Here is a 23,454-nt window from a genome sequence, read left to right on the forward strand (position 1 = left end):
AGAGAGGAGTTTTTTATTATCAAATAGAGAGAGAAGATATTTATGGGGGAGCTTATGTCTAAAAAATTAGTAAAGCCTATTTTAAATGGTATTTTATTTCTCGGCGTCTTTTTATTTGCTCATACATACTTAAAAAATGTTTCCTTCACACGTTATTTACTTGTCGTTATACCAATGTTACTCGTCGGTATTTTTGGCATCGATCTTATTTTATCCCTTTTAATAAAAAAAGAAGAATAACAAGCGAACATCTTATTTCGATAAGATGTTCTTTTCATTTCATAATCACCTTATGTTACAATGAAATTCGGCAGAAAACGAGAAAGGATGAAACAACATGGCAAACGAAAAAGGTTTAGATAAAGGATTCGAACTTGTTGCAAAAATGCATGAAGAGTTCGGACATCCTGTGAAAAATACTCCAACAAAACTAACAGAAGAGCGTGCAAAAATTCGTGCAAGTTTTATGCAAGAAGAGCTAGAAGAATTTCTAGAAGCAACGACTGTTGAAGATCAATACGATGCACTGATTGACCTTATTTACTTTGCATTCGGAACGTTTGCCGAAATGGGCGTACGTCCTGATAAAGGATTTGAAATTGTAAATAACGCAAACATGGCAAAACTATTCCCTGATGGAAAACCCCGATTCCGTGAAGGCGATGGCAAAATTCTAAAACCAGAAGGCTGGCAAGCACCAGAACCACAACTTCGTGCTGAAATCGAACGTCAGCGCAAAGAAGCTGAAAAAAACTGCTAGGATTTCCTAGCAGTTTTTTATTATGTCTTTTTTCTGCAATTCATTAATGACCCACGTGTCCCGCGTGTCCTGCTGCTCCACTAATGCTAGCTGCTCCTGCCGCTGCCCCTGCTGCTCCTGCTCCAATTCCACCTGCCCAAGGAGAAGATTGTTGCTGTTGATATTGTTGGTATTGTTGGTGCTGTTGGTGCTGTTGGTGCTGTTGACCATGTTGGCCTTGATGACCGTGTTGACCGTGTTGATCGTGGTGACCTTGGTGACCTTGGTGACCTTGGTGACCGTGGTGACCTTGATGGCCTTGGTGAGTTTGATAAAGAACAGCTTGCGGATGAATGTGGTGGTGACCTTGGTGATGTACTTGTTGTTGATGACCGTGGTGACCTTGGTCATGATGGTGTCCATGATGACCGTGGTGACCTTGGTGATGATGATGTCCATGATGACCGTGGTGACCTTGGTGATGATGATGTCCATGATGACCGTGGTGACCTTGGTGATGATGGTGTCCATGATGACCATGTTGGCCTTGATGATGGTGATGTCCATGATGACCGTGAACAACTTGCGGATACCCACCTATTCCTCCAGCTACAACACCCACTCCCGGTACCGGGAATCCTGTCTGCACTCCTCCAACGAAAGAAGGAAATGTAGTTGGTGCTCCTACTGGAAATCCTGTCTGTACGCCAGCTACTGATGTCGGAAATCCTCCTGTTACTGTAGGCATTCCAGTTTGCATGCCAGCTACCGATGTTTGGAACCCTCCTGCTGCTCCACCCATCCAGCTCGGAATTCCACCGTATCCTTGTTGGCCAGCCCCTCCCATTAACATCATTTGTTCATAACTATCCGATTCACCTCCGAAGAAGCCATGTGGTGCATTATTGTCCATCCCTTTCATTCCTTTCACCTCTTCTACTCAATTTAGCCTACCTTTTTTATCATATTTCCTATAGAAAAATAGGTGTTTGTCTGTATGGGAATTCCGCTCTTTTATTTATACGTAGTGGAATAATTGAAAACTTAGACTAAAGTGATCCAGAGATTATTTTCTACACAAAAAAGCTCAGAGCATAAATGCTCTGAGCTTTTATTTAGAATGAATTAGTTTGCAACAACGTTAACAAGTTTTCCAGGAACAACAATTACTTTACGAACTGTTTTCCCTTCAATTTGGTCTTGAATTGCTTCAAGTGCAAGTTGTTCCATTTCTTCTTTTGATGCGTCTTTACTCATTGTTAGTTTTGCGCGAACTTTACCCATAACTTGAACAACGATTTCAACTTCATCTTCTACAAGTTTAGACTCATCAAATATTGGCCAGCTTGCATATGTGATTGTTTCATTATATCCAAGTTTGCTCCATAGCTCTTCCCCGATGTGAGGTGCAACTGGTGCGATCATTTTTACGAAACCTTCTACATATTCTTTCGGAAGTGTTTCAGCTTTGTATGCATCATTGATGAATACCATCATTTGAGAAATCGCTGTGTTGAAGCGAAGCTCTGCATAGTCTTCTGTTACTTTCTTCACTGTTTGGTGGTAAGCTTTTTCAAGCTCTTTATTTGGTGCGTCAGTAATTTTCTCACTTAATTCACCGTTATCTTGAACGAATAGACGCCATACGCGGTCTAGGAAACGACGAGCTCCGTCAAGACCATTTTCAGACCAAGCGATTGAAGCATCTAATGGTCCCATGAACATTTCGTATAGACGAAGTGTATCTGCACCGTGGCTTGCTACGATATCATCAGGGTTTACAACGTTACCTTTTGATTTACTCATTTTCTCGTTGTTTTCACCTAAAATCATACCTTGGTTGAATAATTGTTGGAACGGCTCTTTCGTTGGAACTACACCGATATCGTATAATACTTTATGCCAGAAACGAGCATATAGTAGGTGAAGTACAGCATGCTCTGCTCCGCCGATATAAATATCAACTGGAAGCCATTGTTTTACTTTTTCAGGATCTACAAGTGCTTCGCTATTGTTTGGATCGATGTAACGTAGGTAATACCAGCAGCTACCAGCCCATTGTGGCATTGTATTTGTTTCACGACGACCTTTTTTACCAGTCTCAGGATCAACAACATTTACCCACTCGTCAATGTTAGCAAGTGGTGATTCACCTGTACCTGAAGGACGGATGTTTTCTGTTTTCGGAAGAACTAATGGTAATTCTTCTTCCTTCACAGCTGTCATTGTCCCATCTTCCCAGTGAATTACCGGAATTGGCTCACCCCAGTAACGTTGACGGCTGAATAACCAGTCACGCAGACGGTACGTTACTTTTTGATTTCCTGCGCTCGTTACTTCAAGCCATTCAATCATTTTTGCGATTGCTTCTTCTTTATTTAATCCATCAAGGAATGCTGAGTTTACGTGTGCACCATCACCTGTGTACACTTCTTTCGTAATATCTCCGCCTTTTACAACTTCCTTCATCGGAAGATTGAATACTGATGCGAATTCATAGTCACGCTCATCATGAGCTGGAACTGCCATTACGGCACCTGTTCCGTAAGTTGCAAGAACATAGTCAGCAATCCAGATTGGTAATTTCTCACCGTTTACTGGGTTAACTGCGTAAGCACCAGTGAATACACCAGTTTTCTCTTTCGCAAGTTCTGTACGCTCTAGGTCACTCTTCATTTTTACAGCGTTAATGTAAGCTTCTACCGCTTCTTTTTGTTCTGCTGTTGTAATTTCTGCAACAAGTGCATGTTCCGGAGCTAGTACACAGTATGTTGCACCAAATAGTGTATCAGGGCGCGTTGTGAATACTGTGAACTTCTCGTCTGTACCATCGATATTGAAGTGTACTTCTGCACCTTCAGAACGACCGATCCAGTTACGTTGCATATCTTTTAAGCTTTCTGGCCAATCAAGCTCATCTAGATCTTCTAATAGACGATCTCCGTAAGCTGTAATTTTTAACATCCACTGTCTCATCGGACGACGCTCAACTGGATGTCCACCACGCTCACTCTTACCGTCAATGATTTCTTCATTTGCAAGTACTGTACCAAGTGCTGGACACCAGTTTACAGGTACTTCATCAACGTAAGCTAAGCCTTTTTCAAATAGTTTTAAGAAGATCCATTGTGTCCACTTATAGTAGTTTGGATCTGTTGTATTTACTTCACGGTCCCAATCATAAGAGAAACCTAGTGATTTAATTTGGTTACGGAACGTATTAATATTATGCTCTGTAAATTCAGCTGGGCTATTTCCAGTATCAAGTGCATATTGCTCTGCTGGAAGACCAAATGCATCCCATCCCATTGGATGAAGAACGTTATACCCTTGCATACGCTTCATACGAGATAAAATATCTGTCGCTGTATAACCTTCTGGATGTCCTACGTGTAGGCCTGCACCTGATGGATATGGGAACATATCTAGTGCATAAAATTTTGGTTTTTCTGTCTCATCTGGCGTACGGAATGTTTTATTCTCTTCCCAGTACCCTTGCCACTTCTTCTCAATATCTTGATGATTAAAGCTCATGAGATACCCTCCTTGAAATTCTATTTATTTTCACCGCCCAAAATACAAAAAACCTCTCATCCCTAGAAAGGGACGAGAGGTTATAGATTCCCGCGGTACCACCCTAAATTAATGTAAAAATATACATTCGCTTAGATCCGTAACGTGGATTAACGGCAATTGCTACTATTAGTTTCACAACTGCAACTCAAAGGCGAGTTCATAACGAAACGTGGATTGACTTGCACCGACCGTCAACTCTCTAAACCAGCTTCTATTACTACTACTCCTTCTCACTGTTATTACACATATGAGTTAATGTGAACTACCCTCCACTTAGTATCTCTAAAAAGCTTACTTAAAGCGGGGCTTCTCGGTTAATCGTTACTTTTAATAACTAACGAATTCGTCTTAAGACAGCCGAGCTATCTCCCTTGTTCTAAAGGTTGTTTTATTTAAATATATTCTAAAACATGTTACATGTTCCGTCAAACTAAACTGCAATTTTTTCTTCAACTGTTTCTTCTACTTTTACTCGTTTATCATACATGCTCGTTGCTATAAGCGCTACTACAAGCATTACCATGATTGCTATAAACAATACTTCCATATTGTATAAATCAACAATCGCTCCACCAACGACCGGCCCGAACATTTTCCCTACAGTCGCCGCGCTATTTACAACACCTTGATAAAAACCTAGTTTATCTTTTGGTGCAAGTATATTTGCAATCGTCGGAACTGCTGGCCACACAAATAATTCACCGATTGTTAATGTTACCATCGCAACGAGGAACATCGTAAATTGCTGCGCTTGACTTAACACAATGAATGACGCCGCAAAAATGAAGATTCCAATCATAATTTGCTGTTTTAAAGAACGCTTCATCCAGCGAATTAGCATACTAACAAGTGGCTGCGCACAAACAATCATAGCTCCATTTATCGTCCATAATAAACTATAATGACGAAGGCTAATATTCAATTCTTGCATATGTGTTGCAATCGCTCCTTGCCACTGTACGTATGTAACCCAGCATAAAGCATATGCTACACACACGATCAGAAGTGCTTTAAATCCAGGTGTAAGTGACCAACCTTTTTTCGTTTCGATTTCCTTTTGCACTCCTGGCTCTTTCTTGTCTTCCATACCACGGAATCCAATAAAAGCAATTAAGAAGAAAACAAAATATAAAATAAAATTCGCTAAGAAAATATAATCAAAACGATATGATGCAACTAATCCACCACACGCTGTTCCAATCGCAATACCAACATTTTGTCCAACGTACATCGCATTAAATGCCCGTCTTCCGCCCTCTGGCCAAACCGTACCAACCATCGCATACATCGATGGGAAGACCATTCCAGAACCGAAGCCGATTAACGCTAGCCACACAACATATAACGGCCAACCGTGGAAGAACACAAGACCTAAAATTGATACAAGTGTAATAACAATTCCTACTAAAGTTGATTTATAACCGCCCCATTTATCAAATAAAACACCGCCGAGCAAGTTTCCAATTACACCAGTAAGCGAGTTGATCATTAATACCATTCCGGCCACAGATAAAGATTTTCCTAGGTGATCATGCAAATAAATTGTATTAAAAGGCCATAAAAAAGAAGCACCCGTGACATTAATAATCATCCCAGCTACTAATAGCCATACTTTCCTTGGCATAGTTTCCCCTCCTATTCTATTTTTTTCGTTCATATATATAACAGTAAAATTGTAGTCGTTTTTAAATAGGAAGGCAACTGATTAATAGTTGATGAAATTCAGATAATGGTTCATCGGTAAATGAAATTATACTGACCCCTGTTTGAAAATATATCGACTTACCGACAAAAATGACATCAGTAACAATATATAAATAAGGGGAGACTGTATGAACTTCATACAGTCTCCCCTTATTTATATTATCCAACTTCTTTTTCTCGCTTCGCACGTTCTTTAGCGCTCCATTTAAATATTTTATCTAATACGGAATATATTCTCCCAGATTCTTTCGTTAACAAAGGTCCTAACGATGCCAATATTAAAACATACAGGGCTGAGAATGGTTTAATCGTTGCCATTAAGCCGCCCGCAATTCCAATATTCGCGACGATAATGGAAAACTCTCCGCGTGATACAAGTGTTAAACCAATATTCGTAGAAGCCTTATGCGATAATCCCGCTTTACGCCCCGCAACCATTCCAGCGGTAAAATTACCGATAAGAGTAATAAAAACTGCTCCTAATGCCAACCACACTGCTCCTCCAAGTGAAAATGGATCTATACTTAAACCGAAGCTGAAAAAGAATATAGCTCCAAAGAAATCACGAAACGGAACAACGAGCTGTTCAATTCGATCACTATGCTCCGTTTCTGAAAAGACGAGTCCTAGTAATAATGCTCCAATCGCCTCTGCAACATGAATCGTTTCTGAAAATCCTGCTACGAAGAACAAAATAGCGAATATTACAATAATAAAAATTTCATTGGACGAAATATCTAACATTTTATTTAAAAACCTTGTAGCTTTTCTAGCAACTACAAAGAATAGTAACATATACCCTACTGCGATTAAAATGGATGTGAGAGCACCTACAAATGACGTTGCCCCTCCGAGTACTAATCCTGAAACGACTGATAAATATACCGCTAAAAAGATATCGTCAAACATAATGATTCCTAAAATTAGTTCCGTCTCTTTATTACCAGATCTTCTTAAATCAACAATTACTTTCGCAACAATTGCACTCGATGAAATTGTTATGATCCCAGCAATAATTAATGTTTCTAATAAGGGGAAACCCATTATATATCCGTAAAGTAAACCTAATATAAAATTAAGCGATATATGAACAGTTCCCCCAAAAGCAATTGATTTTCCTGATTTAATTAATTTTTTAATTGAGAATTCTAAGCCTAAATAGAATAAGAGGAATATAACGCCAACACGGCCAAGGAAGGAAATAACTTCTCCGCTTTCAATAAATCTTAAATCGATAAGCCCTAAATCTGGGGCATGAGGCCCCACTAGCATACCGAGTATAATGAGAAACGGAATAATCGAGAACTTTAACTTTGCAGCGAGAATAGCTGCAAAAGCGACTAATACTAACGCAGTCCCAACTTCAAAGATTAAAGTATCCATCGATTATGAATCCCCTCCTACTGAAAGCAACTCATTAATAATTCTTTTTACTTCATGTCTTTCACCTGATAATACAAGCATATCGCCAGCTTCAATGATAGAATCTGGGCCTGGATTAAAGAACTTCTTCATATTCTTTTTCAAAATGGCAATAATCGTTACATTATATGTGTTTCGGACATGTAAACTACCAATTGTTTTTTGTACGACTGGTGCATTATTTTCCACCTTAAACCACTCAATTGATAATCCTTCAAAGGCCATTTCAATCGTATCTAAAGCTTGTGGCCTATACACCATTCCGCCCAATATAGCTGCAATTTGTCTCGCTTCAGAATCACGAAGAGAGACGCTTGAAATACTCTCCTCATGATCAGCATCAAAATGGTACATTTCTCTTCGGCCATCATCATGAATAACGATAACCATCTTTTCATTACCTTTTGTAATCACTTCAAACTTACATCCAATACCTGGCAGTTCACTCTCTCTAATATTCATATTTTCCGCCTCCTAATTTTTTTAGTTACGGCTTTTATAAATCGACATCAATCTCCGTTTTAAAGGTCTCATCCTTTGAGATACCTAAATACTTTAGCGTCTCTGATGGAGTCGCGTGATGAAAATGTTTTTGCAATAGCGCAATCGCTATCCCTCTTTTGTACGCATGAAATCCAAACGTTTTTCGCATTGAATTCGTTCCGATCTTACCAACAACTCCAACTGCTTCTGCAGCATTATGAATTACACGATACGCTTGTTGGCGCGTAATTGAATTTGGCGTTTTATTAGATTGAAATACGTAATTTTCTCTTTTAACGCCAATAGATTGTACGTAATCTAAAAGCGCTTCTTTTACTTTTGTATTTAAATAAATATCTTGTTTAAATTTTTCATCTTTCACAGGAAGAGAATAAAACTCTTTAACAGTCCCGTCTTCATTTAATACATCTTCAAATTTCATGCCAAGTAGTTCTGTAATTTTTAATCCTGTGTTAATTCCAATAACAAATAAAAGATAGTCTCGCTGGGAGTGCTCTTTTAAATATTTTTTCATAGCCTCAATTTGGCTTATATCTTTTAATGCCTCTACAACTTCCATACATGTATTCTCCTCATCTTATGAACGGTAATTTTCTCATCATGTTGTCCATTTTACCTTATCATGCTATGAGATTTCCATGTATTATCCATTATTTTCACAATATACTTTTGTGATCCAAGCAATTTTCAATTTGGAAATTTACGATTGTACAAATACGTTGTGGTTAGAAAAGAAATAGGGGATAAAAGTTCAGCTTCTTTCTATAGATTGGATTCCTCCTTTCCTTATCCAGCTGCTTCTACTTTTATATTACGTTACTTATTTACATTATATTATACATTTCAGTAACATTAAAGTATTTTTTCTGAAAATAATAAAAACCGAGCAATTTCGCTCGGTTTTTTATTAATCTTCTTTCGGAAGAACAATTCCTTTATACAATTGAACTGTAATAAGGTAATAAATCGTGTAAATAACTACGAAAATTACGATTGGTATCCAAATACGGAAGTACGGATCGACTAAAATAAATCCGAAAATATTCATACCAACTAATACGTGAGCGATACCCACAATTGCTGGGAATAAGAATACTAAGAATAACTCTTTATAAATTGATTTCGTTAATAATTCACGGCGTACACCGATTTTACGAAGCATTTGATAACGCGTAATATCTTTTGATGCACCAGAAAGAATTTTGAACATAAGACAGCTTGCCATCATTGCTAAGAAAGCAATTCCAAGGAAGAAGCCCATAAACACTGTTCCGCTCGCAACACCGTAGAACATGTCATACACTTGATATTTACTACTCATTTGCTCAGCTTTTACATTTTTATATTTAGCTAGCTGCAACTCGTCAATTTTTTTCCATTCTTTTGTGTATGCTACGAAATCGTCTGTTTTTCCAGTAAATACGATTCCTTCTTTACCATTTACAGTATCGTACATTTTTTGATCTACAACTTTAATGGCACGATCTTGGTATATATAATATGGTTGGATTGTTCTAAATGCCTCATCCCATTCTTCAGGCATTGTTTTTTCATTTTTATCTTGTTCTGACCTCACTCCTGCTACTGTACCTACTGGAGCTTCTCCTGAAACTTCTTTATATTTACCGAAACTTTCTTTACCTACACCATCTCGAATAAATGGCTTATGTTTCTCTAAATCTTCTTTTACATAATAAATATATTTGTCGTCTACTTTATAACGGTACTCAGCTTTATTTTTAAATGATATACCATCTAAAATTTTCTTCTCTTCAGCTGTAGGATTATGAACAATTGAATCATAAATTTCAAATCCATCAACCGTTTTTATAACGTTATTTTTAAATGCCATACCACCTGAAATTGCACCAGCTCCAAGAGCAACTAACATCGCTACTGTTGCAAGTACCTTTGTTAAGCTATTAATACGGAAATTTAATTGTGCAAATGTAAAAGCATTAAGTCCTTTTTCACTACGCTTTTTATTACTCTTTAACTTTTTAATAATAACTGGAAGGAGTGATCCAAATAGCATATAAGTACCTGCTGTTGTTGTAACTAATGCAATAAGGATTCCCATTTCTCTTAATGTTTCCATATTAATCATAGCTGCATAACCAATACCTAATAAAATAACCGCTAGGAATGCAACTAAACCTGTCATTTTTCCTTTTACCACAACACGTTCTGTTTGTGCATCTGCATGTACAAGTTGCAGTACAGAAATACGTGATAATTTAATACTGTTCATAATTGCTGATAATACAAATAGCGCAAAGAAGAAGATGCAAGTAACAGTCATAGATGGCAGGTAAAATGCTTTATAGCCTTCACCAGCAAATTCTAATTGTTTCATTAATAATTGTCCGATACCCTCTGCAAGTCCTACACCAACTGTAATACCAATGGCAAGAGACGCAGCGCCTAATACGATCGTTTCAATAAACATAAGTAATGTAACTTTATGCTTTTTTGCTCCTAGCATCATATACATACCGAACTCTTTTTGACGAAGAGATAATAAGAAAGAGTTCGCATATAAAATATAGAAGAACGTTATAATAGCTAGTAAAAATGAACCTGCTTGGAATACGAATCCAATTGATTGGATAACTGAGTTAGATTCGATAAACGCTTTATTCAGCGCTAACGTTTGGAACATGTAAAAAATTGAAATCGACATGACAAGACCAACAAGTAAGACGATATAATCTTTCAGCTTACTTTTCAGCCCCGACATGGAAAGTTTAAATAACATACTGGAACCTCCTTTCTTACGCTTTTTGTGTACCTAAGTCCGCAAGCACATCTAAAATTTCTTTATAAAACTCTTCACGTGTACCGTCGCGGTGAATTTCTTTATATAGCTCACCATCTTGAATGAATAAAATACGCTGACAGTAACTTGCACTATACGGATCATGTGTAACCATCATAATAGATACGCCTTGATCTTTATTTAAGTTTGTCATCGCATCAAGTAAACTCGTTGCATTTTTAGAATCAAGCGCTCCTGTTGGCTCGTCCCCTAAAATAATTGCAGGTTCATGCACTAACGCACGTGCTGCTGCTGAACGTTGTTTCTGTCCACCAGATACTTCAGATGGATACTTTTGAAGTATTTCTGTAATCCCTAACATATCCGCTACTTTTTCTACTTTCGGTCCAATATTACGTGACGCGACACCTTGAAGAGATAATGGAAGTGCGATGTTTTCATAAATAGATAAGTTCTCTAATAAGTTGAAGTCTTGAAAAATGAATCCTAACTTTTGTGAACGAAAATCAGAAAGTTCACCTTGCTTCATTTTCGTAATGTCCGTACCCGCAATTTCAACAACGCCACCCGTTGCTTTATCAAGCGTTGAAATTACATTTAACAATGTCGTTTTACCAGAACCAGATGGCCCCATAATTCCAACAAACTCACCCTCTTGAATTGAGAATGAAACACCTTTTAACGCATGTGATTGGTTCTCACCTTTTTTACCGTACACTTTTTGGACGTTTTTCACGTCTACAACTGGTTTCGTCATATATATCCTCCTACGCTTGTTTTTCCATTACCTATTTTGCGCTTTTTGGAAGTGAACTGCTATTTGTTAACATTACATTTACCTTACACTTTTGTAATATAAAAAAGATGAGTGTGTAAGGTTCGTTGATAAATGAAAATTTTATTAGCGATTCGACAAGTAATATCGACTTACCGAAAAAGATGACAATAAAAATGGGCTGTTCCACAAAAGGAACAACCCACTTCTCTCTTTATTTCTTTAAAGGTGTTACCGTCCAGTAAGTAACAACTCGCCAAATCCATTCTAGTGGACCCATTTTAAAGACCTTCATCCAAATTACGCTAAACACAATTTGAATTGCATAAATTGCAATACACACATATAACGTCTGCATGTACGTTAAGTTTTCTGCAAAGTTAAATACACTGCCCGCAATTAAAATCATTGCAGTTTGTCCAATATAATTTGTTAAAGCCATTCGTCCATAATATTTCAGTGGTGCTAACAATGTTTGAACCGGTTTTAATTGAAGTAATAAAATTAAAGCTCCAACATAGAAAGCTGAAATAATAGGTCCTACTGTAACACCAATTTTTAAAAATTGGCCTGCAGCATTCATTGTTCCATCCTCATTCTCAAGTATCATATTTATAAATGGTTCAGCAGGAACGTGCCCGTATTGATACCATACAGCTACGACACTTAAAACAAACATAACACCTGTAAAAATAGCGACTTTCTTTATATTTTGCGTGAGATTTTCAAATACACGATATTGTCCTGCAGCAAGCCCTAATAAAATTAAGCCAAGTGGTAATAACTCTTTAACTCCCATTACACTGAAGGCAATTGTCAAAATAATTCCTAGTACTAAGTTCACTTCTTTTTTCGCTTTATAAAACGGTAAAACGATTAACCCGCAAATTGCGTATAACGCTAATGCTTCTCCAGGCTGAAACATGTGATGAATTAAACCAAAAATAAATAATGCTACTAAGCGACGTAAAAATAAAACATAGCCATTTTTCCCTTTCGCAATCGCTCTTGAAATAAAGATATAGAATCCCACTCCAAATAAGAATGAGAAGATTGAGAAGAAACGACCTTCTACAAATAAATATAAAAATCTTTGATAGCTAGCATCCACTGTATTAGGATCTGGAATTTTAATGTTAAGTAGTGCGAGAATATTTACTAAAATAATCCCTAGTAGTGCAAAGCCACGAATGTAATCTAACTCATCAATTCGCTTGTTTGTAATATTGTTCCCCATAAAGCAACTCCTTGTATAAAATTTAATCCTTCCTTACTCTACTGGAGAAAGTTGCTCACAACTATCGACAAACCTTACAGTAATCTTACATTATTGTCATATAACAAAATAAAACCAGGTCATATTTCGACCTGGTTTACTCTGATTGTTTCGATTTTTGCGGTTGTCCTTTTTTACTATTACGCTGTTTTACTTGAACAATCGGATCAAGCTCATTCGAAAATTCAGCGTTATGTCCATTTTGCGTTTTTTGCTCTGGATTATTTTGATCTGAACGTTTCGCCATTACATTCACTCCTTATTAGTGCGGTGTAATAATCATTTGATGTTGCAATTGGCGAATTGCCATACGTGCTCTATTTAACTGCTCACGTTGCTCATCATTCGCATGTTGTTGCATCGTTTGTAAATCGTTATATGCTTGTTCTAATTGTAACTGCGCATCCGAATACTCCATCGTATTGTAATGCTCTTGTCTCATACCTTGGTCTAATTGTTCTTTCGCATATTCCACCGCTTGTTCCGCTTGTGTAATATACGATTCAAGTGATTGACGCTCTGCCATAATTGTCCCTCCTTGCTTCAATTCCCCTTTAGTGTGTCCCTTCCATCTCTACCTTATGAGTATGTTATAATGGATTTTGTTTCATTTTGACTCGGCTTAGGAGGGAAAGTAATGAAGGTTCAAAACCCTTTTCCATATACAAACGACAATAAACGTTATCATACATGGAATTACCATTTACGAAATGAATTTGGTGAAAAAATCTTTAAAGTTTCATTAGATGCTGGCTTCGATTGCCCGAACCGGGACGGTACAGTTGCTTACGGCGGTTGTACATTTTGCAGTGCTGCCGGATCTGGTGACTTCGCTGGTGATCGCCGCGATGATGTTATAACGCAATATCATGAAATGAAAGAAAAAATGCGCTCAAAGTGGAAAGACGGAAAATGTATCGCTTATTTCCAAGCGTACACAAATACACATGCACCACTTGAAGTTTTAAAAGAAAAATTCGAACCGCTTCTAGCAGAAAAAGACGTTGTCGGTCTTTCTATCGCGACTCGTCCAGATTGCTTACCAGACGATGTCGTTGAATATTTAGCGGACTTAAATAAACGCACATACCTTTGGGTTGAACTCGGTTTACAAACTGTTCACGAACGAACTGCAAACCTTATTAATCGCGCTCATGATTACCCATCTTACGTGGAAGGTGTAAATAAATTACGTAAGCATGGCATTAGAGTTTGCTCTCATATTATTAATGGTCTTCCACTTGAAGATTACGACATGATGATGGAAACAGCTCGTGAAGTAGCAAAGCTTGACGTACAAGGAATTAAAATTCATTTACTTCACTTATTAAAAGGAACGCCAATGGTGAAGCAATATGAAAAAGGACAACTCGAGTTCCTTTCTCTTGAAGATTACGTAAGTCTCGTTGTTGACCAACTTGAAATGATTCCAGAAGACGTAATTGTGCACCGCATCACAGGTGACGGTCCGCCTGATTTAATGATTGGCCCAATGTGGAGCTTAAATAAATGGGAAGTATTAAATTCCATCGATGCAGAATTTGTACGCCGCGGAAGCTGGCAAGGAAAATATGCAAATGAGGAGAAACAAAAATGAAATTAGAACGTGTATTACCGTTTGCTCGCTCGCTTCTGCAAACGGCAGTAAAAGAAGGCGATTACGCTGTAGATGCAACTTTAGGAAACGGCCATGACACTTGCTTCCTAGCTGAAATCGTTGGAGATAGCGGAAAAGTATTTGGATTTGATATTCAAAAAGAGGCAATCGAAAGCTCAACAACTCATCTAAAAGAAAAAGAACTTTTTGAACGTACTGTTTTAGTTCACGATAGTCACGATACTCTTCTATCCGTATTACCAGAAGATGCAAAAGGAAAAGTAACAGGCGCAATTTTCAACTTAGGTTACCTTCCAGGCGGAGACAAGCATATCGTTACAAAACCGAACTCAACAATCTCAGCGATCGAACAACTATTAGAAGTAATGGCACCTGAAGGTATCATCGTTCTTGTCATTTACCACGGACATCCAGAAGGACAAGTAGAACGCGACGCTGTACTTACATTTGCTGAAAAACTAGACCAAAAACAAGCTCACGTACTACGATATGGCTTCATTAACCAGCAAAATAAACCGCCATTTATTGTGGCGATTGAAAAGCGATAAAGTGAAACTTTAATCAGTGGGGGCATCCCCACTGATTATTAGTTGAACCAATCGGGCATTTATGGGCAGTTTATCTCCCACCTAACCTCTTTGCTCCAGGCGAATTTTAAGGTGGGAGTTTTACTGCCCGTTAATGCGGGGGAATATATCAACGATTTTTCAATTATATCTATCGTAACTCGGGATATATCAACGATTTTTCAATTATATCTATCGTAACTCGGGATATATCAACGATTTTTCAATTATATCTATCGTAACTCGGGATATATCAACGATTTTTTCGATATATCTATCATAACTTACAATATATCAACGATTTCTCGGATATATCGATTGTTCGACAAAACATAACAAAAAAAGACGTGCATTCACTGCACGTTTTTTTGTTATCCTCCTATATAATGGATATATACAATCTTAAAGGAGACAAACCAATGATCGGAATACTAGCAGGAATGGGTCCAAAATCAACTGGACCATTCGTCGATACAGTTGTAGCAAGGTGCCAAACAATATACGGAGCAAAGCATGATATGGACTTTCCTCATATGATGATCTACTCGTGTCCAACACCGTTTTACATGGATCGCCCTATTGATCACGGAGCGATGAAAAAAGCGATTATTGACGGAGCACAAAAACTTGAAAGTACTGGCGTAAGCTTTATTGCCATGCCGTGTAATACGGCGCATCTTTATTTTGAAGAATTACAGCGTTCGCTTTCTATCCCGATTTTAAATATAGTCGATGAAACGTTACAAGCAATTCCTGAAAATACAAAAAGAGTCGCTCTTCTCGCAACAGAAGCAACTGTTCAAGCTAGGATTTACCAAGATGGGATTGCAAAGCGTAATATAGAATACATTCATCATGAAAAATGGCAGGAAAGCATTAATCAAATTATTACTTGCATTAAATCTGGAGAGATTGAAGAAGCTCGCGAATTGTGGAATACGCTCGTTTTACAACTGAGAGATGAAATAGATACTGCAATTATCGCATGCACTGATTTGAATGTAGTGGCTAGTGAGGATTTTGTTGATTCCTCTCAATGTCTTGCTGATGCTGTTGTTGAAATGTATTTATCAAATAAGAAGAAACATTTATAAACGTTGAAACCCCTAAAAACTTTTAACTTTCTTCACAATTCTTTCAAAGTAATCACACTTAATCTCGCTATATTAAATAAGTAGTTATTCATATAGGGAAGGTTAGGGGAACTGAAAGTATGAAAGTAAATCGTTCGCTTCATTACATTTTTTGGCGTTGGCATTTTTATGCTGGACTTTTTATTACGCCGCTTCTTATTACTTTGTCACTGAGCGGAATTGGGTATTTATTTCGGGAGGAAGTTGAAGATTTCATCTATAAAGATTTATATTTTGGAAAGAGCGCTCAAACAGAATCTATTTCGATGGCTGATTCTATTTCCTTAACAGAGAAAAAATATCCACATTATAGCGTGGCGAAAATTAGTGAGTTTAATGGGGATTATAATACGAGACTTACGATTGCAAATGAGTATACTGGGCAACAAAAATATGTGTATTTAGATAGTAATAATCAAATTGTTGAGGATCAAAACGCAAGTGAAACGTTTGCCAATATCATGCGGGAATTACATAGTTCTCTTTTAGTTGGTGGCACTGTCGTCAACTATACTGTAGAACTTGCGGCATGCTGGACAATCTTTTTAATTGTAACCGGATTGTACATGAGTATACGCCAATTCAAAAACACACCATCATCCAATAAGCGAGAAAAGGCAAAAAGACGTCATTCTATTATCGGTATTATATTTACAATTCCTCTCTTTCTGCTAATCGCATCTGGATTGCCATGGTCAGGATTTATGGGGAACCAAATTTATAAAATTGCATCTTCTAATGAATCACTCGGATATCCAAAATTGTACATGGCACCGCCTGAATCAAAGGTAAAAGAATTGCCGTGGGCAACAAGAAAAGAAGCTCCTCCTGAATCGAATTCAAATGAACCGAAAGCAATTTCTGTCGATGAATTACAAAAAGGAATTGAAATAAAGAAGCCATATGTTATTTCACTACCAGCTGATCCGAAAGGTGTATTCACTGTTTCGAAATCGAGCGGTTCTGGTATTACAGGGATGCATGTTGCACCAAATGAAGAGATAACAGCTTACTTTGATCAATATAGCGGGGAACTCATTTCAAAAACGGACTATCGTGATTATGGATTACTTGCACAATGGTTCACTTACGGTATCCCACTTCACGAAGGACATTTATTCGGATGGCCAAATAAAATATTATGCTTACTAACGACATTATCTCTATTACTTCTTATTTATTACGGAGTAAAAATGTGGTTAGCAAGAAAGCCAAAAGGAAAATTAGCAGCACCTCCAAAGCAAAGAGATAAGAAAAGCGTACTCGTTTTCTTTATCGTGATGGTTATATTAGGCGCTTTCATGCCTTTATTCGGACTATCTGTTTTAGTTATTTTTGCGATTGAACTTCTCATATATGTATTTTCAAAAATACGATCATAATAAAAAGAAAACCACTCTACATGAGTGGTTTTCTTCATCACTGCGCCATTTTCTTTCGGTACATCTTCCCGTTCCAATAGAAGAATCTTGAAGTGAGGCCTCCGTACTTTACAATGCGCCGTGCCATTTTGTGCATATTCTTTTGTGCTGATACTTTTTGATCTGATAAATAAATACCAAGTAATCCTCGGCTTATAAGACGATGAAACTTCGCATGAGGCAAATCACCAATGCTCTTCTCTGCTTCTTCTACAAAGTGTTTCATACGATCTAATATAGCTTGCTCGTTTTCATAATAACTACAGAAATTCAAATCTCCGCCTATGCGGTCTTCTTCTTGATCGATGAAATAATCAAGTAAGATATGAAGTCCTTGTACGTAAGGAAAGTATCCTTGTCTAATTTTCGCAATATCTTCATCATGTAATTCATCATGAAATGCATATGCTACAAGGCAGAAAATTCCAAGCGTAGAACCGGCACATGCTGAAAATTCAAACCAGCTCATCTCAGGTAAGTTTTCTTTATGTGCTTCAAACCATGTTTTCAGGCGCGGTTCTCTCTCTTCTAACTTCACGTGTTTATGAATTTGTAAATCACAATAATAACAAGCAAGTTCATGGAGAACAGGAGCGATTTTGTCATAGTGCTTCGTTTTCTTTAAAACATCTTGGCACGTTTCAACAAGTTCATCTAAATAACCACCATCATCTTGATCATCACGGTAACGATAATAATTACCGCCACCTTCCACTTCAGGTGATAGTGCCATTAACATTGATTCATGTAGCGCGGCAAAATCATTCGGATCAAGTGATGTACTGCGATCACATAAATTATCTAAATAGTCACTGATTGTTTGATACGCTACGATAAAACGAATACATTCCTCTCGGTGTTCATTTGCTAGCAGCGATAAAATGCCACCACCCTCACAATGAAACGTTTTATGCTCAATACTTGCGATTGCCTGACTATGAAGCTCATCATTCGGAATATGGTAGGCACGCTCTTTCCACATCGCTAGCTCATGGTGTACAACCGGAAACACATCACGGTATACTTTCGCCATGAGCGTTATGGGATTACTCGGTACGTTCACTTCTTCCTTCATCTCCTCTATTAAATGTACAAATAATGATTTATTTGTTTGTTTTTACTATATTATTGACATGTATTTCAGTAAATGACTGAATATAATTCAAAATTTCATCACGCTCATACTCATTTAATAACTCGTGATAACAATTCGGCCATTCTTTATATGCCTTATCACCTATTTTAACATTATCAAACCACATGCGGACACGTGTTTTATCTACAAGTTTATCCTCACATGCTTGTATTAGCAAGAGCGGAACGTCTGGAAAATCGTCTATTTTTTTATGAGCAATTTCGATAGACTTAATCAATTCACTATACCAACGTACTGATACTTTGCGCAAGAACAATGAATCATTCTCCATTGCATCTCTCACTTCATGATTCCTTGTTGACATTTCCACCGTAAGATTCGTTGCAAATTGCAATTTTGGAGCCACAACATTTAATATTTTTGCAGCAAATTGAAGCGGAGCAGAGGGTCCAGTCACTACCCCTAAACAAGGCGAACTCAAAATAATACCATCTACATCTTCTCTCTTCGTTTCTTGCATCATACGAATGACGATAAGACCACCCATACTATGACCGAATAGAAAAATAGGTAACCTATACTTTCTTGCTTCTTTCACCCATAATTTAACTTCCTCTATGTATTCATCAAATGAATCAATATGTCCTCTATTTCTTGAAGTCGTTCCATGTGACGGAAGGTCCCCCATCACGACGTGGTAGCCGATGTGATTCCACATTTCCGCAACGGCTTCGTAACGTCCGTGATATTCCATTGCGCCGTGCACGATAACAATGACAGCTTTTGCTTCCTCTGCTTCATAATTCCACATACGGACCTCCTCCATTTCACTCTTTCTCATAATTTGATACACTAAAACTAGTCTCTAGGAAAGGAAGACTTTACATGATATATCCTTACAAAGAAAAAAATCCGAAAATTGCGAGTAGTGCTTTTATCGCTGACTATGTTACGATTACAGGCGACGTTTCCGTTGGCGAGGAATCAAGTATTTGGTTTAATACAGTCATCCGTGGTGATGTGTCACCAACAATCATTGGAGACCGAGTAAATGTACAAGACCAATGTACACTCCACCAAAGCCCTCAGTATCCTCTTATTTTAGAAGATGATGTTACAGTTGGGCATCAAGTTATTTTACATAGCTGTCATATTAAAAAGGATGCTTTAATTGGAATGGGATCCATTATATTAGATGGTGCTGAAATTGGCGAAGGAGCTTTTATCGGTGCCGGAAGCCTCGTTTCACAAGGAAAGAAAATTCCACCAAACACGTTAGCTTTCGGTCGTCCCGCGAAAGTCATTCGTGAATTAACAGAAGAAGACCGTAAAGATATGGAGCGTATTCGTACGCAATACGTTGAAAAAGGTCAATATTATAAATCATTACAGAAGTAAATTTCCGCTGCCATAAGATTGGCAGCTTTTTTTATATAAAATCTAACTTTTTCTTTACAAAACATTATTACTCCCTCAACAAAATCTTATTAAAATAAAAGCTAATATCTCCATATATATGTAAACGAGGGAGGAGAATTTTCATGAAGGTCAGTGGATTATATAAAATAGAATGTTACATTTTTAAAGGAATTAATCGCTACTTTGATCAAAAAACATTAAACATCTTTTTCAGCAATATTACCCATATCGGTGGTGCTACTTTCTCCATTGCACTTACACTTTTCTTTTTAATTTTTGCAAAAGGGACTTTACACCAAGCAGCAATCGCTACTGCTATTTCTTTAGCAATTAGCCATATTCCTGTACAAATATTAAAAAGGTGGCATCCACGAAAACGTCCTTATTTAACAATTCAGGATGCGAAATATCCAGTCCATCCATTAAAAGACCACTCTTTCCCGTCTGGTCATACAACAGCCGTTTTCTCTGTCTTCATTCCATTTATTTGCTATAATCCAAGCTTACTTGCTTTCCTATTACCGTTAGCATTATGCGTCGGTATTTCACGTATTTATTTAGGACTTCACTATCCGTCAGATGTGTTCGTCGGCATGTGCCTTGGCACTTGCTCTGGCATCATCTCTTTTTATCAATTCATCCCACTTTTCACATAAAGGAGTGATATGATGAGAGTCGCCATTTTTACCGATACTTTTACGCCACAAGTTAACGGGGTTGCGAAAACGTTAGAACGATTAACAAGTTACTTTCAGAAAGAACAGATCGCCTATTCTGTTTTCGCCCCTCAGCATACAGCTGAAGATAATTTCGTAGCTAATGTGAACAAGATGAGAAGTATCCCGTTAACAATATTATATCCAGAATGTCGCTTTTCTTTTCCTACTCCGCGTATTAAACGGGAACTTCATTCCTTTAAACCTGACATTATTCACATTGCCACACCTTTCAACATGGGACTTTGTGGACTGTATTACGCCAAAAAGTTAAACATCCCAGTTGTCGGTTCTTATCATACTGATTTCGATGCGTATTTACGCTATTACAAAATTGAATTTCTCTCCAATATGCTTTGGAACTATTTAAAATGGTTTCATAGTCATATGCAAAAAAATTTTGTTCCCTCCTCTGAAACATTACATCAATTAAAAAATAAAGGCTTTCAGGCCCTCTCCATTTGGGGACGTGGTGTAGATTGCACACTCTTTCATCCAGCTTACAATACAGACCTATTCCGAAAAAAATATAATATTACAGCGAAGTACGTTCTTTCCTATGTAGGACGAATTGCTCCTGAAAAAGATATTGATACGTTGCAAAACCTTATCGTTAAAACATCGCATACTCGAAACGACATTCATTGGCTCATCGCAGGAGACGGACCTCTAGCAACAAATTTGCGTGAAGCTGTTCCACAAACAAATGTCACTTTTACTGGCTATTTACAAAGTGCAGATTTAGCTGAAGCATATGCTTGTTCTAACATAATGGTATTTCCATCAGCTACTGAAACATTCGGAAATGTCGTACTTGAATCACTCGCATGTGGCACACCTGTCATTGGTGCAAATAGTGGCGGGGTTAAAAATATTATTACAGATGGAAAAACGGGAATTCTTTGTCCCCCTAAAAATGAGGATGCATTTCTATCATCCATTTATTCTTTATTGCAAAATGAAGAAAAACTTGAGCAGATGGGAATAGCAGCTTCATCTTTTGCAAAATCAAAAAGCTGGGATGAGATCTTTCGCGGCTTACTTAACCAGTATGAAGAAGTCCTTCAGCATACCGCATCAGAGTTACTTGCTTGAACAGAAAAACTCCCTTCAAAAAACGAAGGGAGTTTATTACACACTTGTAAATTTTAGTTGAATGAATGATACATAAGGTGAAATATCATTTATTTCCATATTCATTATAGCAAAAATAAACATAACTAAACAGACTTGTAATAAAAACCCATAAAAATTAATATATGGTTATACAGTGTTTTTGCTGTATAATGATTTTAAGAATTCCCCTTAAAATCAACTTACTCACATACCTTTATACAGCAATTGTTCCCCAATTCTGTATATCAAAAAACCTTTCATTCATTTGAAAGGTCTTTTTGAGCCTGCACATATTCTTCTTTTGTATTTACATTTATAAACCAATCTGTATTCGCTTGTACATCTTCTCCAGCAACATACTTCACATTACATTGTGATAAAAGCTGCCCCATACTTCTTTTCTCTTCCTGAAGTAAAGCATAAATCTTTTCTTTCACGCGGTTATGATACGCTGCAAGTAGCGGCTGTTTTCTTCCATTAATAATAGGTACAACTGCATCATATTCATTGCTCGTTTGCTCCAGTAAAATGGTAAACCATTCATGCGAAACATTTGGCGCATCGCAAGGCATAATAGCATACCAATCTGCTTCTATGTATTCCATTCCTGATACAATACCGGCCAGCGGTCCATTCCCTTTATAGTGCGGGATATCTTCTATAACAGGAACTTGTACGAATTGCTCTACTCGCTCTTTTATATCAGAATGACTAATGACTACAACTTCTTGGAGCGCACTTGTCATCTCTTTCAAAATATGCTCAATAAAAGTACTACCTTGCCAGCTCGCTAACGCTTTCGGCTCACCAAATCTACTCGACATACCGCCCGCTAATACAATTCCAGCCCACCTACTCATTGGCGATGTAGCTCAAATGTAATATGGCCTAATTCCGGTAAAATTAATTTATTCATCGCAAGGCGAACCGCCCCGCTCGATCCTGGCATCGAGAAAACTACTTTGCGCCCAATTGTACCCCCAATCGCTCTACTTAACATTGCGCTGCTTCCGATATCTTCTAAATAACTAATCATGCGGAACAACTCACCAAACCCGACAATCTCTTTATCTAATAGAGCTGACACTGCTTCAATTGTTACATCACGCTTCGTAATACCAGTACCGCCATTTGTTAATACAACATCTACATCTTCCTTATGATAACCAGCTAACACTGCTTGCTGAATACTTTCTTTATCATCTTTTACAATTTCATAAGAGGTTACTGTATGGCCCGCTTCTTTTAACAATTCATGTAATAGTTGTCCGCTCTTATCCGTTTCTTCCGTACGTGTATCGGAAATCGTAACAATCTTGCAACGCACTTCTTTTGGAGCTTGTTTTTTATGTTCAGTTACACTCATTTTTTATCTTTCCTTTCTTAAAGACTTTTCTTCATTTTATCATACATATCTTTACACAATTATGTATGAAGCCAATCATGCGCCATGATACAATATAAGTATACTAATCCACAAAAAGGAAAGTGCACTTTCTTATACTCCTAGACTACACATCTTTAGTTACTCTTTATATTTTCTACATAATAGAATTCAATTTTAAAACTTGTACTAAAAAATAAATTGGAGGTC

Annotated in this window: 24 protein-coding genes and 1 other annotated feature; of the genes, 9 read left to right on the plus strand and 15 right to left on the minus strand. The window is 37.4% G+C overall.

Going from position 1 to position 23,454, the window contains the following annotated elements; translation table 11 throughout:
* The first annotated feature begins 54 nt into the window (after positions 1-54).
* Both ACYFX0_RS11570 and ACYFX0_RS11575 read left to right on the plus strand, forming a co-directional pair.
* Entirely contained in the window at positions 55-240 is a 186-nt protein-coding gene (locus ACYFX0_RS11570) for a macro domain-containing protein (RefSeq protein WP_000038780.1), read from the plus strand.
* Between the two features lie 97 nt (positions 241-337).
* The gene (locus ACYFX0_RS11575) at positions 338-760 is read left to right on the plus strand and encodes a pyrophosphohydrolase domain-containing protein (RefSeq protein WP_001262632.1); all 423 of its coding nucleotides are present in this window, start codon (positions 338-340) and stop codon (positions 758-760) included.
* Positions 761-803: 43 nt separating this feature from the next.
* Here the strand turns inward: ACYFX0_RS11575 and ACYFX0_RS11580 are convergent, their stop codons facing one another.
* The 11 genes from ACYFX0_RS11580 to ACYFX0_RS11630 form a co-directional block, all read right to left on the minus strand.
* Positions 804-1,661, minus strand: a complete 858-nt coding sequence (locus ACYFX0_RS11580; RefSeq protein WP_460270520.1) for a hypothetical protein — start codon at positions 1,659-1,661, stop codon at positions 804-806.
* A gap of 203 nt (positions 1,662-1,864) precedes the next feature.
* Positions 1,865-4,273: a leucine--tRNA ligase gene (gene leuS / locus ACYFX0_RS11585; protein ID WP_000009441.1), complete on the minus strand. Its 2,409-nt coding sequence runs from the start codon at positions 4,271-4,273 to the stop codon at positions 1,865-1,867.
* A 65-nt stretch (positions 4,274-4,338) separates the two neighbouring features.
* Positions 4,339-4,558 (minus strand) — a binding site (T-box leader).
* A gap of 187 nt (positions 4,559-4,745) precedes the next feature.
* Complete coding sequence (locus ACYFX0_RS11590) at positions 4,746-5,939, minus strand: MDR family MFS transporter (RefSeq protein ID WP_001137549.1); 1,194 nt, start codon at positions 5,937-5,939, stop codon at positions 4,746-4,748.
* Between the two features lie 239 nt (positions 5,940-6,178).
* Positions 6,179-7,402 carry a cation:proton antiporter gene (locus tag ACYFX0_RS11595; protein WP_000380177.1) on the minus strand — a complete coding sequence of 408 codons (1,224 nt, stop codon included), beginning with the start codon at positions 7,400-7,402 and terminating at the stop codon, positions 6,179-6,181.
* Positions 7,403-7,405: 3 nt separating this feature from the next.
* Complete coding sequence (locus ACYFX0_RS11600) at positions 7,406-7,903, minus strand: cation:proton antiporter regulatory subunit (RefSeq protein ID WP_001026053.1); 498 nt, start codon at positions 7,901-7,903, stop codon at positions 7,406-7,408.
* 34 nt (positions 7,904-7,937) lie between these two features.
* Positions 7,938-8,504 carry a tyrosine-type recombinase/integrase gene (locus ACYFX0_RS11605; protein WP_000454200.1) on the minus strand — a complete coding sequence of 189 codons (567 nt, stop codon included), beginning with the start codon at positions 8,502-8,504 and terminating at the stop codon, positions 7,938-7,940.
* A 348-nt stretch (positions 8,505-8,852) separates the two neighbouring features.
* Positions 8,853-10,703 (minus strand): FtsX-like permease family protein, encoded by a 1,851-nt coding sequence (locus ACYFX0_RS11610; RefSeq protein WP_000897786.1) that lies wholly within the window; start codon positions 10,701-10,703, stop codon positions 8,853-8,855.
* 16 nt (positions 10,704-10,719) lie between these two features.
* Positions 10,720-11,481, minus strand: coding sequence for an ABC transporter ATP-binding protein (locus tag ACYFX0_RS11615; protein ID WP_000165835.1), 762 nt, complete (start codon positions 11,479-11,481; stop codon positions 10,720-10,722).
* 232 nt (positions 11,482-11,713) lie between these two features.
* Positions 11,714-12,736, minus strand: a complete 1,023-nt coding sequence (locus ACYFX0_RS11620) for a DUF418 domain-containing protein (RefSeq protein WP_000527709.1) — start codon at positions 12,734-12,736, stop codon at positions 11,714-11,716.
* 136 nt (positions 12,737-12,872) lie between these two features.
* Complete coding sequence (locus tag ACYFX0_RS11625) at positions 12,873-13,022, minus strand: hypothetical protein (RefSeq protein ID WP_001129340.1); 150 nt, start codon at positions 13,020-13,022, stop codon at positions 12,873-12,875.
* Between the two features lie 15 nt (positions 13,023-13,037).
* Positions 13,038-13,301: a YtzC family protein gene (locus tag ACYFX0_RS11630; protein ID WP_000840869.1), complete on the minus strand. Its 264-nt coding sequence runs from the start codon at positions 13,299-13,301 to the stop codon at positions 13,038-13,040.
* A gap of 111 nt (positions 13,302-13,412) precedes the next feature.
* Here ACYFX0_RS11630 and mnmL point away from each other — a divergent pair, with 111 nt between their 5' ends.
* From mnmL to ACYFX0_RS11650, 4 genes are all read left to right on the plus strand, one after another.
* Positions 13,413-14,372, plus strand: a complete 960-nt coding sequence (mnmL, locus tag ACYFX0_RS11635) for a tRNA modification radical SAM protein MnmL/YtqA (RefSeq protein WP_000868035.1) — start codon at positions 13,413-13,415, stop codon at positions 14,370-14,372.
* Positions 14,369-14,941 (plus strand): tRNA 5-(aminomethyl)-2-thiouridylate-methyltransferase MnmM, encoded by a 573-nt coding sequence (gene mnmM / locus ACYFX0_RS11640; RefSeq protein ID WP_106082532.1) that lies wholly within the window; start codon positions 14,369-14,371, stop codon positions 14,939-14,941. The genes mnmL and mnmM overlap by 4 nt, the downstream gene beginning before the upstream one ends.
* A gap of 437 nt (positions 14,942-15,378) precedes the next feature.
* Positions 15,379-16,053 carry an aspartate/glutamate racemase family protein gene (locus ACYFX0_RS11645; protein ID WP_000579346.1) on the plus strand — a complete coding sequence of 225 codons (675 nt, stop codon included), beginning with the start codon at positions 15,379-15,381 and terminating at the stop codon, positions 16,051-16,053.
* A gap of 119 nt (positions 16,054-16,172) precedes the next feature.
* On the plus strand, positions 16,173-17,474 hold the full coding sequence (locus ACYFX0_RS11650; protein WP_400576765.1) for a PepSY-associated TM helix domain-containing protein: 1,302 nt from the start codon (positions 16,173-16,175) through the stop codon (positions 17,472-17,474).
* 37 nt (positions 17,475-17,511) lie between these two features.
* Here ACYFX0_RS11650 and ACYFX0_RS11655 read toward each other — a convergent pair whose 3' ends face one another.
* Positions 17,512-18,576 carry a tetraprenyl-beta-curcumene synthase family protein gene (locus ACYFX0_RS11655; protein WP_001102475.1) on the minus strand — a complete coding sequence of 355 codons (1,065 nt, stop codon included), beginning with the start codon at positions 18,574-18,576 and terminating at the stop codon, positions 17,512-17,514.
* Between the two features lie 40 nt (positions 18,577-18,616).
* The gene (locus ACYFX0_RS11660) at positions 18,617-19,420 is read right to left on the minus strand and encodes a lysophospholipase (protein WP_460270528.1); all 804 of its coding nucleotides are present in this window, start codon (positions 19,418-19,420) and stop codon (positions 18,617-18,619) included.
* Positions 19,421-19,494: 74 nt separating this feature from the next.
* Here ACYFX0_RS11660 and ACYFX0_RS11665 point away from each other — a divergent pair, with 74 nt between their 5' ends.
* From ACYFX0_RS11665 to ACYFX0_RS11675, 3 genes are all read left to right on the plus strand, one after another.
* Positions 19,495-20,007 carry a gamma carbonic anhydrase gene (locus ACYFX0_RS11665; RefSeq protein WP_000640208.1) on the plus strand — a complete coding sequence of 171 codons (513 nt, stop codon included), beginning with the start codon at positions 19,495-19,497 and terminating at the stop codon, positions 20,005-20,007.
* Positions 20,008-20,150: 143 nt separating this feature from the next.
* Positions 20,151-20,684, plus strand: a complete 534-nt coding sequence (locus ACYFX0_RS11670; protein WP_460270530.1) for a phosphatase PAP2 family protein — start codon at positions 20,151-20,153, stop codon at positions 20,682-20,684.
* Between the two features lie 12 nt (positions 20,685-20,696).
* Positions 20,697-21,839 carry a glycosyltransferase family 4 protein gene (locus tag ACYFX0_RS11675; protein WP_001261652.1) on the plus strand — a complete coding sequence of 381 codons (1,143 nt, stop codon included), beginning with the start codon at positions 20,697-20,699 and terminating at the stop codon, positions 21,837-21,839.
* 278 nt (positions 21,840-22,117) lie between these two features.
* Here ACYFX0_RS11675 and ACYFX0_RS11680 read toward each other — a convergent pair whose 3' ends face one another.
* Both ACYFX0_RS11680 and ACYFX0_RS11685 read right to left on the minus strand, forming a co-directional pair.
* The gene (locus ACYFX0_RS11680; protein ID WP_000092360.1) at positions 22,118-22,720 is read right to left on the minus strand and encodes a molybdenum cofactor guanylyltransferase; all 603 of its coding nucleotides are present in this window, start codon (positions 22,718-22,720) and stop codon (positions 22,118-22,120) included.
* Positions 22,717-23,226: a MogA/MoaB family molybdenum cofactor biosynthesis protein gene (locus ACYFX0_RS11685; RefSeq protein ID WP_000117130.1), complete on the minus strand. Its 510-nt coding sequence runs from the start codon at positions 23,224-23,226 to the stop codon at positions 22,717-22,719. Before ACYFX0_RS11685 ends, ACYFX0_RS11680 begins: the two co-directional genes overlap by 4 nt.
* Positions 23,227-23,454: the final 228 nt, after the last annotated feature.

This window comes from Bacillus sp. NEAU-Y102 (genome assembly GCF_054788175.1).

What these genes read in the sequence shown, in the direction of transcription:
- ACYFX0_RS11665 (WP_000640208.1), top strand. Translation starts at nt 19,495, where the DNA reads ATGATATATCCTTACAAAGAAAAAAATCCGAAAATTGCGAGTAGTGCT.
- ACYFX0_RS11605 (WP_000454200.1), bottom strand. Translation starts at nt 8,504, where the DNA reads ATGGAAGTTGTAGAGGCATTAAAAGATATAAGCCAAATTGAGGCTATG.
- ACYFX0_RS11680 (WP_000092360.1), bottom strand. Translation starts at nt 22,720, where the DNA reads ATGAGTAGGTGGGCTGGAATTGTATTAGCGGGCGGTATGTCGAGTAGA.
- ACYFX0_RS11610 (WP_000897786.1), bottom strand. Translation starts at nt 10,703, where the DNA reads ATGTTATTTAAACTTTCCATGTCGGGGCTGAAAAGTAAGCTGAAAGAT.
- ACYFX0_RS11620 (WP_000527709.1), bottom strand. Translation starts at nt 12,736, where the DNA reads ATGGGGAACAATATTACAAACAAGCGAATTGATGAGTTAGATTACATT.
- ACYFX0_RS11685 (WP_000117130.1), bottom strand. Translation starts at nt 23,226, where the DNA reads ATGAGTGTAACTGAACATAAAAAACAAGCTCCAAAAGAAGTGCGTTGC.
- ACYFX0_RS11630 (WP_000840869.1), bottom strand. Translation starts at nt 13,301, where the DNA reads ATGGCAGAGCGTCAATCACTTGAATCGTATATTACACAAGCGGAACAA.
- mnmL (WP_000868035.1), top strand. Translation starts at nt 13,413, where the DNA reads ATGAAGGTTCAAAACCCTTTTCCATATACAAACGACAATAAACGTTAT.
- ACYFX0_RS11595 (WP_000380177.1), bottom strand. Translation starts at nt 7,402, where the DNA reads ATGGATACTTTAATCTTTGAAGTTGGGACTGCGTTAGTATTAGTCGCT.
- ACYFX0_RS11660 (WP_460270528.1), bottom strand. Translation starts at nt 19,420, where the DNA reads ATGTGGAATTATGAAGCAGAGGAAGCAAAAGCTGTCATTGTTATCGTG.
- ACYFX0_RS11670 (WP_460270530.1), top strand. Translation starts at nt 20,151, where the DNA reads ATGAAGGTCAGTGGATTATATAAAATAGAATGTTACATTTTTAAAGGA.
- ACYFX0_RS11590 (WP_001137549.1), bottom strand. Translation starts at nt 5,939, where the DNA reads ATGCCAAGGAAAGTATGGCTATTAGTAGCTGGGATGATTATTAATGTC.
- mnmM (WP_106082532.1), top strand. Translation starts at nt 14,369, where the DNA reads ATGAAATTAGAACGTGTATTACCGTTTGCTCGCTCGCTTCTGCAAACG.
- ACYFX0_RS11675 (WP_001261652.1), top strand. Translation starts at nt 20,697, where the DNA reads ATGAGAGTCGCCATTTTTACCGATACTTTTACGCCACAAGTTAACGGG.
- ACYFX0_RS11615 (WP_000165835.1), bottom strand. Translation starts at nt 11,481, where the DNA reads ATGACGAAACCAGTTGTAGACGTGAAAAACGTCCAAAAAGTGTACGGT.
- ACYFX0_RS11580 (WP_460270520.1), bottom strand. Translation starts at nt 1,661, where the DNA reads ATGAAAGGGATGGACAATAATGCACCACATGGCTTCTTCGGAGGTGAA.
- ACYFX0_RS11645 (WP_000579346.1), top strand. Translation starts at nt 15,379, where the DNA reads ATGATCGGAATACTAGCAGGAATGGGTCCAAAATCAACTGGACCATTC.
- ACYFX0_RS11570 (WP_000038780.1), top strand. Translation starts at nt 55, where the DNA reads ATGTCTAAAAAATTAGTAAAGCCTATTTTAAATGGTATTTTATTTCTC.
- ACYFX0_RS11575 (WP_001262632.1), top strand. Translation starts at nt 338, where the DNA reads ATGGCAAACGAAAAAGGTTTAGATAAAGGATTCGAACTTGTTGCAAAA.
- ACYFX0_RS11650 (WP_400576765.1), top strand. Translation starts at nt 16,173, where the DNA reads ATGAAAGTAAATCGTTCGCTTCATTACATTTTTTGGCGTTGGCATTTT.
- ACYFX0_RS11600 (WP_001026053.1), bottom strand. Translation starts at nt 7,903, where the DNA reads ATGAATATTAGAGAGAGTGAACTGCCAGGTATTGGATGTAAGTTTGAA.
- ACYFX0_RS11625 (WP_001129340.1), bottom strand. Translation starts at nt 13,022, where the DNA reads ATGGCGAAACGTTCAGATCAAAATAATCCAGAGCAAAAAACGCAAAAT.
- leuS (WP_000009441.1), bottom strand. Translation starts at nt 4,273, where the DNA reads ATGAGCTTTAATCATCAAGATATTGAGAAGAAGTGGCAAGGGTACTGG.